Here is a 14,239-nt window from a genome sequence, read left to right as displayed (position 1 = left end):
GGCAAAACTACCCTGGTTGATGCTATGCTGAAGCAAAGCGGCGTTTTCCGTGCTAACGAGCGCGTTGAAGAGCGCGTTATGGACTCCAATGCTCTGGAGCGTGAACGTGGTATCACCATTCTGTCTAAAAACACCGCTGTAATGCACAACGGCGTAAAAATCAACATTCTGGACACCCCGGGCCATGCTGACTTCGGCGGCGAGGTTGAACGCGTGCTGACCATGGTTGACGGCGTACTGCTGCTGGTTGATGCTTATGAAGGCCCGATGCCGCAGACCAAATACGTACTGCGTAAAGCATTGGAGCAGCACCTGAAGCCGATTGTTGTAATCAACAAGATTGACCGCCCCGACCAACGTGTTGATGAAGTTATTGACGAGGTTCTGGACCTGTTCATTGAGCTGGATGCAGATGAAGATCAGCTGGAGTTCCCGGTTGTTCTGGCTTCCGCCCGTAACGGTATTGCCAAGCTGTCCATGGACGAGGAAAGCAATTCTCTGGAGCCTTTGTTCAAAGTAATTCTGGAAAACATTCCTGCTCCGGACGTTGACGTTAATGCACCGCTGCAGATGCTGGTTAACACCCTGGACTATGATGATTATGTAGGCCGTATCGTTGTAGGCCGTGTAGTTCGCGGCACCATCCACAACGGCGAAAACATCATTCTGATGGACGAAGCAGGCAACCGTAACGGCAAAATCGGCCGTCTGTACACCTACCAGGGCCTGAAGCGTGTAGAAGTGCCTGAGGTTGAAGCAGGTGATATCGTTGCTCTGATCGGTCTGCAGGACGCTAACATCGGCGACACCATCGCTGACAGCGAAAATCCGGAAGCTCTTAAGGGCATCAAGATTGACGAACCTACCTTGTCTATGATTTTCTACGTTAACAACAGTCCGTTTGCCGGCCGTGAAGGTGAATTTGTTACCAGCCGTCATCTGCGTGACCGTCTGTTCAAAGAGGTTAAGACCAACGTTTCCATGCGTGTTACCGAGACCGAAAGCCCGGATGCTTATGAGGTTGCCGGCCGTGGCGAGCTGCATCTGTCCATTTTGATTGAAACCATGCGTCGTGAAGGCTTTGAGCTGCAGGTTGGTAAACCGAAGGTTATTATGCACCGCGATGAAAACGGCAAGCTGATGGAGCCTATGGAAGCATTGACTATCGATGTACCGCAGGACTTCATGGGCGCTGTTATGGAAGGCCTGGGCCTGCGTAAGGCTGAGCTGCAGAACATGACCGAAATGGCAGGCTATCTGCGTATGGAATTCAAGATTCCTGCTCGTGGCCTGATCGGTTTCCGTAACCAGTTCCTCACTGATACCAAAGGTAACGGCGTTATGAACCACGTATTTGCCGGTTACGAAGAATATAAGGGTGAAATCCCCGGCCGTACCCGTGGCAGCCTGGTTGCTTTTGAAACCGGCGAAACCACTTCCTACGGTATCGGCAACGCTCAGGAGCGCGGCACCATGTTCGTTGTTCCTGCTGGAAAGATTTACGAAGGCCAGCTGGNNNCTGCTGAAAAGATTTACGAAGGCCAGCTGGTTGGCAAACCCAGCCGTGAAGATGACATGGATGTTAACCCCTGCAAGAAGAAACATGTCAGCAACATGCGTGCTTCCGGCAGTGACGACGCTATCCGTCTGATTCCGCCTCAGACCTTCTCTCTGGAGCAGGCTCTGGAGCACATCAATGACGATGAGCTGGTTGAGGTTACTCCGAAGAGCATCCGTATGCGTAAGAAGGTTCTGGACCGTCTGGAGCGCGGTAAGATGCGTGGCCGTATGAAGAATGTTCAGGCATAATTTTTGACAATTTGTTAAAAATCTGCTACAATTAATATTACTAAGCAGGACTTTTGCCTATAGGCAGCGAATAATAGTCTAAATAACTGTTTTGGTTTGGAGGCTGATGGCCATGGGTTTAAAAAATACAGCAATGAAATTCTTTTGGTCAGATGGACAGGAAGAGCAGCAGGAGGTATATACCCGTCCGCGTCTGCTGAAATCCGGTCATTTGAATATTATGGTGCGTACGCCTAAATCCTTTGCGGATGTGCGTGAGTATGCAGATTCTCTGATGAACGGCAGTGCCATTATGGTATGCTTTGATGCAGTTGACGAAGCGCTCAGATATCGCATTTTTGATTATCTGAACGGCGTAAGCTACATAGTAAATGCCGATGTGAAAAAAATTAACGATGATTTGCTGCTTTATGCACCTGAACAGGTACAGGTTAATAAGGAAGAGACAAGAGCTTCTTCCAGTGTACGTTCCTGGCTTAGTAAATAAAAATTAAAAAGTTAGCCGTTGCTTGTCGCCTTGCGGGGTGGCCGGCAACGGTTTTTTGCATATGGCTATAGCCTGGCAATATTTGCAAATAATAGGCTGGTGTGCTAAAATTATAAGAAATTTATTAATTCCACAAGTAATGCTGAACAGGAAAGAAGAGGTATATATGAGCGAAATGAAAATGAAGAAGAATGGTAAAAAATTAGGTGTTGTCGGTGGCCTTGGCCCTGCCGCTGCTGCAGAGTTTCTGCGTCAGTTCACTATGAGATGCCCGGCAAGCTGCGACCAGGAGCATCCTGTTGTATATATGATCGGTGACTGCGATATCCCGGACCGCGGCACAGCAATTTTCGGTAAGGGTGAATCTCCGCTGCCGAAGCTGAAGGCTGATTTGCTGCAGCTGTGCGCTATGGGCGCAGATGTGCTTGCTGTTCCCTGCAATACCGCACACTTCTTTATCGACCAGTTTGCTGATGAATTGCCGGTACCGCTGCTGCATATCGTTGACGAAACCGTTAAGGCTGCTAAAGAGCTTTCTCCGGAAAAGGGTGCCTGGATGCTGTCCACCAAAGGCACACGTGCTTGCGGACTGTACCAGAAATATGCCGAAAAGCGCGGCCTGACTTTGTACATTCCGAATGAGGAGCAGAGCGATAAATCTCAGGAGGTTATCAACTGCGTTAAGGCTAACCAGCTGGCAAAGGCCGGCGCTATTATGAAAGAGCTGGTAGAGGAGCTGTGGGCTGAGCGTGATATTCCTGTAATGACCGCCTGCACCGAGCTGCCGCTTGGCTATGATGCATCCGGACTGCCGCAGGAGCGCAGCGTTTCCAGCATCGGTGCGTTGGCAGATGCCTGCGTGCGTGCGCTGTATGAAGAAGTAAAATAATATCTGCGTACTGCAACCACCTTGGCTTGAGGCTGAGGTGGTTTTTATTTTACTGCGTTTATCCTAGTAGTGTGCTATAATATAAACATACTATCGATATCGACAGCTTTAGAAGCGTCGTTCATGATTTAACAGAGGTAAAACATATGCAAGAATTTTTAATTGTAAAGGGTGCGCGACAGCACAACCTGAAAAATATAACGGTAAAAATACCGCGCAATAAAATGGTAGTTATCACAGGTCTCAGCGGCAGCGGCAAAAGCAGCCTGGCCTTTGATACAATTTACGCTGAAGGCCAGCGCCGCTATGTGGAATCACTTTCGGCCTACGCCCGCCAGTTTTTGGGACAGATGGACAAGCCTGATGTGGACTACATCGAAGGCCTGAGCCCGGCAATTTCCATCGACCAGAAGACAACAAGTCGCAATCCGCGTTCTACCGTAGGTACGGTCACGGAAATATACGATTACCTACGTCTTTTGTTCGCACGCGCAGGTGAACCGCACTGCCCTAAATGCGGCAAGCTCATCGAGCAGCAGAGCGTGCAGCAGATAGTCGACAAGGTGCTGGAGCTGCCGCAGGGAAGCCGCTTTATGGTGATGGCGCCGCTGGTGCGGGGGCGCAAGGGTGAGCATATGCGTGTGCTCGACGATATGCGGCGTGCAGGCTATGTGCGTATGTTTATCGACGGCGAGGTGCGCACGCTGGATGAGGATATCCGTCTGGAGAAAAATAAGAAGCACAGCCTTTCTGTAGGCATCGACCGTTTGGCAGTGCGTGAAGGCATCAGGCAGCGTTTGACGGATTCCGTGGAAACGGCGCTGAAGCTGGCAGACGGCTTTGCGGAGGTGGCAACGCTGGGAGAAGCAACGGAAACACAGCTTTTCAGCGAGCATTTTGCCTGCAATGACTGCGGCATCAGCCTGCCTGCGATTGAACCGCGCCTGTTTTCCTTTAACAATCCCTTCGGTGCCTGCCCGGACTGCACCGGTCTTGGTATGCATATGGAGTTTGACAAGGCTTTGATAGTTCCTGACGCCGACAAAAGCTTTGCTGACAGATGCATTGCCTGCTTCAGCAACAATCTGAATTCCTATTTTATGAAGCAGCTGGGCGCAGTTCTTGCGGCCTATGGCTATAGCTACGACACCAAATGGAATGAGCTTTCGCCCGAGATGCAGCAGCTTTTGTGGGACGGTGCCGGCGAGAGCAAGTTCAAGTTCCTGTACGAAAATCTGCAGGGCGAGGTCAAGGAGCACAACACAACCTATGACGGTATTTTGAACGTGCTGCGCCGTCGTTACCGTGAAGCCTTCAGCGATGCTATGCGTCAAGACTTGGAGGAGTTTATGACGAGCACTCCCTGCGCTTCCTGCCATGGCAGCCGCTTGAAGCCAGAGGCACTGGCAATTCTTATCGGCGGCAAAAATATCTGCGAAGTGACGGCGCTGACAGTGCGCGACTGCCTGCAGTTCTTTAAAAAGCTTGTGCTGACGCCGAAGCAGCAAATAATTGCGCATCAGGTGCTGAAAGAGATTATGGCGCGTCTGCAGTTCCTCAATGACGTAGGCCTTGATTACCTGACGCTGGACAGAAGCGCCGGTACGCTCAGCGGCGGCGAAGCGCAGCGCATCCGTCTGGCAACGCAGATAGGCAGCGGCCTGACAGGCGTACTGTATATTCTGGACGAACCTAGCATTGGTCTGCACCAGCGCGATAACGGCAAGCTGCTGGAAACACTCAAGCATTTGCGTGATTTGGGCAATACGCTGATTGTTGTCGAGCATGATGAGGAAACGATGTATGCTGCCGACCAGATTATCGACATCGGTCCGGGAGCGGGCGAGCATGGCGGTGAGGTAGTGGCTCAAGGCACGGTAGAAGAAATTAAGCAGGTGCCTGCATCCGTTACCGGCACCTATCTTAGCGGCCGCAAATTCATCCCGGTTCCCAAGCATCGCCGCGAGTGCGATGGCAGGATGCTGACGATTCACGGTGCCCGCGCCAACAATCTCAAAAATATTGATGTCAGCATTCCGCTTGGCGTCTTTACTGTAGTAACAGGCGTGAGCGGCAGCGGCAAATCCACCTTGATAAACGATATTCTCTATAACTCCCTGGCTGCCAAGCTCAACGGTGCGCGTCTGCGTGCTTCCGAGCATGACAGCATCGAGGGCATAGAATATACGGATAAGGTTATCAACATCGACCAGTCCCCAATCGGACGCACACCGCGCTCCAATCCCGCAACCTATACCGGCGTCTTTGATTTTATCCGCGAGCTCTTCAGCCAGACCAACGAGGCCAAGCTGCGAGGCTATAAGGCAGGACGCTTCAGCTTTAACGTGAAGGGAGGACGCTGCGAGGCCTGCAAGGGCGATGGTATGAATAAGATAGAAATGAACTTCCTGCCGGACGTTTACGTTCCTTGCGAGGTTTGTCACGGTGCACGCTATAACCGAGATACGCTGGAGGTGCATTACAAGGGCAAATCCATCGCGGAGGTTCTTGATATGACGGTGAGCGAGGCCTGCGAGTTCTTTAAGAACCAGCCACGCATTTACCGCAAGCTGGCAGTGCTGGAGGATGTAGGTCTTGGCTACATTCATCTGGGACAGGCAGCGACGACGCTGAGCGGCGGCGAAGCGCAGCGCGTGAAGCTGGCAACGGAGCTTTCGCGCCGCAGTACGGGACGCACGGTGTATATCCTGGACGAGCCTACGACAGGCCTGCATATTGCGGACGTGCACAAGCTGCTGGATGTGCTGCAGCGTCTTGTAGAAGGCGGTGACAGCGTTATCGTCATCGAGCATAATCTGGACGTTATCAAGGTGGCGGATTACATTATCGACCTCGGTCCCGAGGGCGGCGACAAGGGCGGTACTTTGGTGGCAAGCGGTACGCCGGAGGAGGTAGCGAAGGTCAAAAAATCCTACACCGGGCAGTACATCAAGCAGGAGCTGGCGAAGGCGAAAAAGAACGGGTGGTACGTATGACAGAATTAGCCGCAGGCTTTAGCGACAATATAAAAAATGCCTTGGCCGTACTGCCGGAAAAGCCCGGCGTTTACCTGATGCATGATGCCTCCGGCAAGGTTATCTATGTCGGCAAGGCCGTTGTGCTGAAAAACCGCGTGCGCAGCTACTTCCGTAATCTGGCCAGCCATACGCCGAAGGTGAAGGCGATGGTGGCGAAAATAGCGGAGATTGAAACGATTGTTACCTCCAGCGAGGTAGAAGCGCTGATTTTGGAATGCAACCTGATTAAAAAATATCGTCCGCGTTACAACATCAGTCTGAAGGATGATAAAACCTATCCTTATCTTAAGGTTACGCTGCAGGAGGATTTCCCGCGTTTATATGTGACGCGCAGACAGCTGCGCGACGGCGCACGTTATTACGGACCGTATGCTGACGCCGGCGCTATGCATGCCACGGTAAAGCTGCTGCGCAGCATGTTCCCGCTACGCACCTGCCGCAAAATGAATCCGGACAGACCATGCCTTAACTACCACATCAAGCGTTGCCTTGCGCCCTGCGCCGGTTACATCAGCAAGGCGGATTATCACAAGATGATTAAATCCGTCTGCATGGTTTTGGACGGACGCACCACGGAGCTGGAGCGTGATTTGAAGCAGCAGATGCAGGAGGCAGCGGATAACTACGCCTTTGAGGAGGCTGCCAGACTACGCGACCAGCTGCAGGCTGTGGCACGTCTGAACGAGGCGCAGAAGGCTGTCACCAATAATGGCGGTGATATGGATATCTTTGGCTTGGGGCAGGATATGACGGGCCTGTGCGTGCAGTTGTTCTTCGTGCGCAAGGGCAAGCTCATCGGCAGAGATAACTTCTTTATGCCTGACGGCGGCGATACGCCGCAGGAGGTTATGACAGCCTTCGTCAAGCAGTATTATAACGAAGCAACCTTTATTCCCAAGGAAGTAGTGCTGCCGTACCTGCCGGAGGAGGACGAAAAGCAGCTTATTGAAACCTGGCTGGCAGACAAGGCACAGCGACGGGTAGAGCTGCTGCTGCCGCAGCGTGGCGTGAAAAAGGATTTGCTGAAGCTGGCGAATGAAAATGCCGTCAAGCTGCTTAATGAACGCCTGCGTAAGGGCAGCCTGTCGCTCAAAAATGACCTGCAGGCAGCCGAAGAGCTGCAGCAGGCCTTGGGCTTGGAGCATCCCCTGGAGCGCATGGACTGCTTCGATATCAGCCATACGCAGGGCAGCGAAACCGTTGCTTCCATGGTTGTGTTCCGCAACGGCACCAGCAGCAAGAAGGATTACCGCAGGTATAAAATCGTTTCGGCAGAAGGCAAGCCTGATGATTTTAAATCCATGCAGGAGGTTGTCTACCGCCGTTACCGGGATTATGATGATTTGCCCAGCCTGGTGGTTATTGACGGCGGCAAGGGCCAGCTGAGCTCGGCGCTGGAGGTTATCCGCGGCCTTGGCCTTGACGATTTGCCGGTAGTAGGCCTTGCCAAGCGCGAGGAGGAAATCTTTAAGCCGCACCAAAGCGAAAGCATCATGCTGGACCGTGAAGGCGCTGCGCTGCACCTCATCCAGCGCATTCGCGACGAGGCGCACCGCTTTGCTATTACCTACCACCGCAAGCTGCGCGGTAAGCGCAATCTTGTTTCCGTGCTCGACCATGTGGAGGGAATCGGGCCTAAGCGACGTCAGGAGCTGTGGAAGGCGTTCAAAACGCTGGACGCTATGCGGGCAGCCAGCGTTGAAGAGCTTGCTGCGGTAGAAGGCATGAACCATGCGGCGGCGCAGACTTTGTACGACTTTTTCCGTCTGGATTTACCGGAAAAGCAGCAGGCGCTGCAGTAAAAGGTTCACAGCTATTTTGCAGAATATCCTCGTAGAACATGCTATAATAATTATAGGTCAAAAATAATAATTATTATGTAGCTCGCGCTTAGCTTTCTTAAAAGCGCAGGCTATGGCAAGAGGAGGACGAAGCTAATGGCAAAATGGGTATGTGATGTTTGTGGTTATGTGTATGATCCTGAGGTTGGCGACCCCGATAACGGCGTTGCAGCAGGCACTGCCTGGGAAGATGTACCGGAAGAGTGGGTTTGCCCTCTTTGCGGCGTAGGCAAGGACCAATTCTCGGAAATGTAAAATTGCATAGGATATAACAAACGAGGCTGGGATAAAACCAGCCTTGAACAGAAAAACCAGTGGAGGTTTACCGTCAGGTAAATTTCCACTGGTTTTTTAGTGCAAAAATTAAAAAAAACTTAACTCTAGCGATTCTTTAATTTGTGAAGTTGGTTTGCCTCAACCTCGTTGATGTTACTTATCAATTATAAAGATTTTTGTATTTCTCGTAGACAGAATGCAGAAGCTCCTTACTTTCCTCTTCAGAATAAACCATACTGCTTTCCGGCAGGTAAACCAGAAAATCATGGAATGCATGTACCAGGCTTAATTCCTGCAGATGGAAGATATACTGTCCTTTATTGGGACTGAAGTAATAAATAACAACCTTTTGCTCGCTCGGTGCGCAAATGCAAATAGGCGAAGGCACGGAGAGCTTTTCGCTGCGCACAATCCTTGGCGTGAAGCTGCCGTCCTCTACGCTGTTGATAATATTCTTTAAAAGCGCCAGGCGTTGCGGCGGCGTCAGGTAGGTGTACATGAAATCAGGGATTTCTGTTACACGTCCTGTTTCCATAAAGAGGTTTAAGCCTTCAAGCGTAAAGGAAATGCTGTGAGAGCTATATTTTGAGCGGATTTTAGCAAAGTAATCGGCAATAACTCCCTGCATTTCTGGCGGGATAATGTCAGTGTTCAATCTATCCATGAGGATACTTTCCGGGCAGAAGCTGGGGAAGCAAGGCTGGTAAAAAAGCTCATGCACTTCTTCAGCGTTTATTTCTTCGTCGCTAAGGAAGGTGGACTGCAAATATTCCTCCGGCGTAGGATGGAAGGTGTGGCAGATAGGATTGGCAACACTGAGGCTTTTTTGAAAGGTGTCACCGGTGAGTGCTACCATATCCTGTGAATTGCAAAGCACAGCCTTATCCTGTTCATAGGACACTGCCAGCACGAAATCACTGGTGATAATCTTGAACGGCAGCATGCTGGTGTTGTTGAACAGTGTATCAACATTATCATAAACATAGTAAGGATGGAAAACTTCACATTGGAATAAAATCGGCACAAGCTTTTGCAGGATATTCAGATTGTAGGTTGTGCCTTTATGTCCTTCATTTTTATCAAAAACGATAATTGCTTCCACAAGCGTATTGTTGCGGTTAAAATCAATGGAAGTAAGACAATCAAAAATATATTGATATTCAGGCTGCACCATTAATTTGATGTGGCCTGATTTTTTATTGGCTTCAATCTCTAAAACAGCTTTTAAAATGCGATTGATATTGCCCTGACCGTTGATTATTTTCAGAGCTTCATTCATTTCAAGCATATCCTGCACACCTGTGGGAATCACAAGCTCGTCGGCAGAATTCATATCGTAAAAACTGGAGATTATTTTGCTGACGTGCTCACGACGGAAAAAGTTTTCTTCTCCCATATGTGATATATGATAGGCGCGCAGTAATTCTGCTGTTTCACTGGGGTTGAGCATCATGGCTTTGGCAATAGCAGTTACGTCTGCAACATTTGCAGGCATACGCTTACCAACCTTCATGTGCTGTATCATTGTTCTGTCTACACCACTAATTTTTGAGATAGTGTAAATTGTTGTATTTTTAGTTTCTAGATACTTTTTAAGCGTATCTGCAAATAATGTCATAAGCAAAACCCTTCCTAAAAAAGTTCATCGTCAATATTTATATTATAGATGAATTTGTGACAATAATAAAGTCTTGAATATGTAAAAAGCCTGTCACAAAAGTTGTCACATATGTCAGATGTATGGCAATTTGGTTAAAATTAAAAGTATAATAGAAAATTTATAATGATATATAAGAGCATTGATAAGAGATACCCCTATATGACGATGCTTTGCGAACTGATAGACAAGTACTTCGTAGAAACGCTATTGTGTAGTGGGGGGGGTAAAATGGGTATTGGAGGTATACATCGGAGGGCGTTTCGATTTTGTATGTAACGCAGATTGTAGAGCTAGGATATACTTTAATGGTTCTTTTCATAAAACATGGCGAAATGAATGGGGAGGCAATTTGACTATTGACCGTACTGAGCTTAAGTTGATTAGGAGGGAAGAGTCATGAAATTTGGCAATTCATCAAATAGATATTGGCTTTTCGAACGCTAATCGCTGTGTGTCCCACATTATAATGACATAGCATCATCTTCGCATACTAAGCGGAATATTCATAGGTGAAAGTCTCATTCTGAAAAGTATTATTGTTTCTCCTAAATTTTATAAGATTACGAATTAAAGTAATTAGGCAAATCAAATTAATAGGTTTGATAAATTGAAGCTTATATTCATGGTGATGATTGCGAGGTATTATCATGCTTAAAGAACTCTTTTATTATAGAAAAATTTCCGTTGGTTTCATGCTCTTACTTTTTATGGGAATTAGCTTTATCTCAGGATTAACCAGTTTTGATTTTTGGCATAGTCCATTTGGAGCATTAGTGAATAATTTTTTTGATATTATCGTATGGATTGTACTAACTTTTGGACTTTGGGCTTATTGCGATAATTACCGTGATATAAAAATTAAAATTTGGGATGACATATATGAAACCAATATAGTTTTTTATAAGTCGTTCTTTTATGCAACTGTTTTCTTTGCTATAAATATAGGGATTTATTTAATCGTAAATTATGCTGGCTATAAATTAAATTTATTTTTGATACCTATGTGTATTATGTTTTTAGCAGCTCCTATTTTTTGGCTTAAGGTGACATGGAATTTAAATGTTTGGATTATTAATAAGATTATACCTGTTTTCCTTACGTATAAGGCAGTCAGTAACATAAATAAAAATACAAGAAACGGTAATTGGGGGATAGGGAGAGCAGTTGCTGAAATTATAGCTGTTGATGTTGTTAGTGACGCTTTGCATATACAAACTAATTTTAATGGATTGCTGGAACCACAGGATAAAGTAGAGATACCCGTATTTTTTCCGAGCGATGGTAATGGGATTGATACATTAATAGCATTAGAAGAAAAATACAAAAAATGGATACATGCAATTGTAGGAATAATTTTTTCTATCTTTTTTATTATAGGTTGTATAAATTTATTTAATACTATGAGAGTTATTAATGCTGCAGAGAACAAAGCATTTTTAACTCAATTGCATAATTTTGATAATATTGATAATAATGCAGATTGGGAATATATTTGCACAGTTGATGGAAAAACGGAATATTATCTTGATAAAAACGCATTGGCGCTTGATAATAACACAAATATAGTTAATGTTGTAATAAAAAGAGTTGATAGTAAAGATAAAAAAGGATATTATTTGTTTGATTTTCAGTATCCTGTTTCTGTTAATCAATTCGCTTATGTTGATATAAATATGGAAGGAGAAAAGGTAGAGGAAGACTATTATAAAACGAAAAATATTCCTAAGGGAAGTCCTGTTGATGTTATTTACCAGCATATTGGTACTAAACTACATCTGACAGATGTTTCTAAAAGCAAAGTTAGTTTTGAACAAGGTATGTTGAACAAATTAAATAGAGAAACTAAAAATGAAGTAATAGCGAAAAAAACGCAATATGCAGATTATACGGGTGCAGATAGAAAGCTGGAAGTAGGAACGAAGTGTATTCTTAATGCAAACAACGTTACTTTTAATAATATTACAAATAATATTCATAGAACTTTTAATGCTAGTGACAATGAGAGGTTAGCTACCATATTTACTATAAAATTAGTAAATGAATATCCTTTTAATGCGAAGGCTACTTTAGTAAAGACTGTTAAAGGTATAGATGAGCAAGATGGTAAGGATGTAGAAATAAAGTTTGCTGTTGGCGACGAAATTATAGTAAATCATAGAAGTTTGTCGCGTACTGAAGGTATAACTGATGATTATTTTTGCTCGTTAAAAAAAGATGGTAAAAGCTATGGCATGGTGTTAAAACAAGACTATTTTAAGATTTCTCCTGAGCAACAAGCTTATTCTTACATTGTTTCTTCTGATAACAGTAATTTTAACAATATGGTTGTAGAAGGAAAGTATTTGACACCTATTAAAGAATAGACTGAATACATAGCAGATGAAGGTGTTTTTGTGAGTACTATATTAGGAAAATAAGAGGATAGAAAGCTATTGGGTGATGATGGGGATGCATCTTAAAAATATTAATATGAATAGTATGGGTAATGGTTTTAGCTTGAAACGTGACCACTATTAGTATTACGATACAATTCTTATATCAATTTAGTAGAGAGGATGATATTAATGCCAATATTGAATAGAATAAAATTTGACGGTACTCATAATAACGAGCCGTGGTTAATTTATAAATGGGAAAAGGAAGATATTATATTAGGCTCTCAGTTAATAGTTGGCCCTGGTCAAGAAGCTATATTTGTAAAAAATGGTCAGGCGCAAGACGTTTTTCTTCCAGGTACTTATACGCTTAGCAGTGGAAACTTACCGTTTTTAGGTAAATTGATAAAGTTTCCGTTCGGTTCACAAACACCATTTGCCGCGGAGGTTTATTTTATTAATAAGACTGAAAACAGAAATATGACTTGGGGAACTAGTACGCCTTTCATCATTGAAGATCCTAAGTACAACATTTTTTTGTCGCTAAGAGCCTTTGGATCGTATGTAATAAGTATAAATGACAGCAGAGTCTTCTTAAATAAATTGATTGGTAGTCTTAATTTAGATTCAGGGTTTAATCATATAACCGTAAATAAATGCTTTTCTGGAATTGTAAATATGCACATTAAAGAGATTGTAGCTAGGTTTGTAAACCAAAAGAAAATCTCTTTCCTTGATATTACAGGCTATTATACCGAAATAGCAAATGAGTTATTCCAAATCATAGAAGAAGACTTTTCTGACTATGGGATTAGGTTATTAGATTTTTATATAGAATCAATATCTCCCTTAAAAGAAGAAATTGCTAAATTACAAAAATACAAAGAAGAATTAGCTTTAGGAGATGCTTTTTATACTAAACGCAGGTCATTTGATGTATTAGAGAAAATGGCTGATTCACAAATTGGTGATTACGCAGGAATTGGCATGGGATTGGGGGCCGGAATGATGGTCGGCTCTGTTACTAATCAAGCTATGGAACAAATAGCCTCTAATATACGTATACAAGCAAACGATACAGGCAATAATAAACATTGTATACATTGTGGTAGAGAGCTACCTATTGATGCATTGTTTTGTTCATATTGTGGAACAAAACAAAATACTCAAGAAAAAATGTATTGCATGAATTGCGGTAATGAATTAGTTCCCAATGCGCAATTTTGCTCTAAATGTGGTTGTAAAGTAAATAAATAGCAGAGGTTAATTCTATTATGAGTGATGTAAAGGTTTGTACCTATGAATGTCCTAATTGCGGAGCACCAATTAAGATTGCTGATAAGGTTTGTGGTCATTGCTTCTCGGCAGTGTATTTACAAAGAATAAAAGATAGCGATAATTTGTCGAAAGGAGGCATAGCTAAGCATATAGCTGTGTACAAGAAAAATATAGCTAATGGTCTTGTTGATGACAGTAGTACATTGATTTCTTTAGGGATATGCCATTATAAAAACTGCATGTACGATTTGTCAATGAAATCATTTGAAAAAGCTATTGAAGTTGATCCGGAAAACGTGAATGCCTATTATTATGCAGCGTTAAGCTTGATGAATGGCAAGCGACCATATCTTCAGACGTTGCCAAAAATAAAAAAAGCGGTTGCGATGCTTGAAGCTGCTATTAGTATACAAGATGAAGGGAGGCTATATTACTTTTTGTATTTAATTCAAAAGGATTTTTTTGATAAAAAACATCTCCGTACAAAATACAAAGCGTTAGAATTGCAAAATTTATCTATGGAGAATGCTGTTACCGATGAAGAAATCCTAGAACTGGAAGAAAATTTAGCTATTAAGTAAAAAAG

At 44.7% G+C, this 14,239-nt stretch carries 10 protein-coding genes; 9 read left to right on the top strand and 1 reads right to left on the bottom strand.

Annotated features, from left to right (window positions below):
- From typA to rd, 6 genes are all read left to right on the top strand, one after another.
- Positions 1–1,809: translational GTPase TypA (gene typA / locus BN587_RS08805; RefSeq protein WP_044484678.1), on the top strand; the 1,809-nt coding region annotated here is incomplete at its 5' end.
- 112 nt (positions 1,810–1,921) lie between these two features.
- Positions 1,922–2,296 carry a cell division protein SepF gene (sepF, locus tag BN587_RS08800; protein WP_021720754.1) on the top strand — a complete coding sequence of 125 codons (375 nt, stop codon included), beginning with the start codon at positions 1,922–1,924 and terminating at the stop codon, positions 2,294–2,296.
- Between the two features lie 166 nt (positions 2,297–2,462).
- Complete coding sequence (locus BN587_RS08795) at positions 2,463–3,185, top strand: aspartate/glutamate racemase family protein (protein WP_021720753.1); 723 nt, start codon at positions 2,463–2,465, stop codon at positions 3,183–3,185.
- Between the two features lie 146 nt (positions 3,186–3,331).
- Positions 3,332–6,181 carry an excinuclease ABC subunit UvrA gene (uvrA, locus tag BN587_RS08790; protein ID WP_021720752.1) on the top strand — a complete coding sequence of 950 codons (2,850 nt, stop codon included), beginning with the start codon at positions 3,332–3,334 and terminating at the stop codon, positions 6,179–6,181.
- Positions 6,178–8,025, top strand: a complete 1,848-nt coding sequence (gene uvrC / locus BN587_RS08785) for an excinuclease ABC subunit UvrC (protein WP_021720751.1) — start codon at positions 6,178–6,180, stop codon at positions 8,023–8,025. Before uvrA ends, uvrC begins: the two co-directional genes overlap by 4 nt.
- 135 nt (positions 8,026–8,160) lie before the next feature.
- Positions 8,161–8,319, top strand: coding sequence for a rubredoxin (gene rd, locus BN587_RS08780; protein WP_009146201.1), 159 nt, complete (start codon positions 8,161–8,163; stop codon positions 8,317–8,319).
- Between the two features lie 181 nt (positions 8,320–8,500).
- Here the strand turns inward: rd and BN587_RS08775 are convergent, their stop codons facing one another.
- The gene (locus BN587_RS08775; RefSeq protein WP_303684945.1) at positions 8,501–9,835 is read right to left on the bottom strand and encodes a hypothetical protein; all 1,335 of its coding nucleotides are present in this window, start codon (positions 9,833–9,835) and stop codon (positions 8,501–8,503) included.
- An 812-nt stretch (positions 9,836–10,647) separates the two neighbouring features.
- Here BN587_RS08775 and BN587_RS08770 point away from each other — a divergent pair.
- From BN587_RS08770 to BN587_RS08760, 3 genes are all read left to right on the top strand, one after another.
- Positions 10,648–12,363: a hypothetical protein gene (locus BN587_RS08770; protein ID WP_021720749.1), complete on the top strand. Its 1,716-nt coding sequence runs from the start codon at positions 10,648–10,650 to the stop codon at positions 12,361–12,363.
- 201 nt (positions 12,364–12,564) lie between these two features.
- A complete protein-coding gene (locus BN587_RS08765) occupies positions 12,565–13,632 on the top strand; it encodes an SPFH domain-containing protein (RefSeq protein ID WP_021720748.1) in 1,068 nt (355 codons plus the stop codon).
- Between the two features lie 17 nt (positions 13,633–13,649).
- Positions 13,650–14,234, top strand: coding sequence for a zinc ribbon domain-containing protein (locus BN587_RS08760; protein ID WP_021720747.1), 585 nt, complete (start codon positions 13,650–13,652; stop codon positions 14,232–14,234).
- Positions 14,235–14,239: the final 5 nt, after the last annotated feature.

The organism is Phascolarctobacterium succinatutens CAG:287 (assembly GCF_000434895.1).
Classification (GTDB): domain Bacteria; phylum Bacillota; class Negativicutes; order Acidaminococcales; family Acidaminococcaceae; genus Phascolarctobacterium_A; species Phascolarctobacterium_A succinatutens_A.
This window is presented reverse-complemented; position numbering and strand designations above follow the sequence as displayed.

What these genes read in the sequence shown, in the direction of transcription:
- sepF (WP_021720754.1), top strand. Translation starts at nt 1,922, where the DNA reads ATGGGTTTAAAAAATACAGCAATGAAATTCTTTTGGTCAGATGGACAG.
- BN587_RS08795 (WP_021720753.1), top strand. Translation starts at nt 2,463, where the DNA reads ATGAGCGAAATGAAAATGAAGAAGAATGGTAAAAAATTAGGTGTTGTC.
- uvrA (WP_021720752.1), top strand. Translation starts at nt 3,332, where the DNA reads ATGCAAGAATTTTTAATTGTAAAGGGTGCGCGACAGCACAACCTGAAA.
- uvrC (WP_021720751.1), top strand. Translation starts at nt 6,178, where the DNA reads ATGACAGAATTAGCCGCAGGCTTTAGCGACAATATAAAAAATGCCTTG.
- rd (WP_009146201.1), top strand. Translation starts at nt 8,161, where the DNA reads ATGGCAAAATGGGTATGTGATGTTTGTGGTTATGTGTATGATCCTGAG.
- BN587_RS08775 (WP_303684945.1), bottom strand. Translation starts at nt 9,835, where the DNA reads ATGCCTGCAAATGTTGCAGACGTAACTGCTATTGCCAAAGCCATGATG.
- BN587_RS08770 (WP_021720749.1), top strand. Translation starts at nt 10,648, where the DNA reads ATGCTTAAAGAACTCTTTTATTATAGAAAAATTTCCGTTGGTTTCATG.
- BN587_RS08765 (WP_021720748.1), top strand. Translation starts at nt 12,565, where the DNA reads ATGCCAATATTGAATAGAATAAAATTTGACGGTACTCATAATAACGAG.
- BN587_RS08760 (WP_021720747.1), top strand. Translation starts at nt 13,650, where the DNA reads ATGAGTGATGTAAAGGTTTGTACCTATGAATGTCCTAATTGCGGAGCA.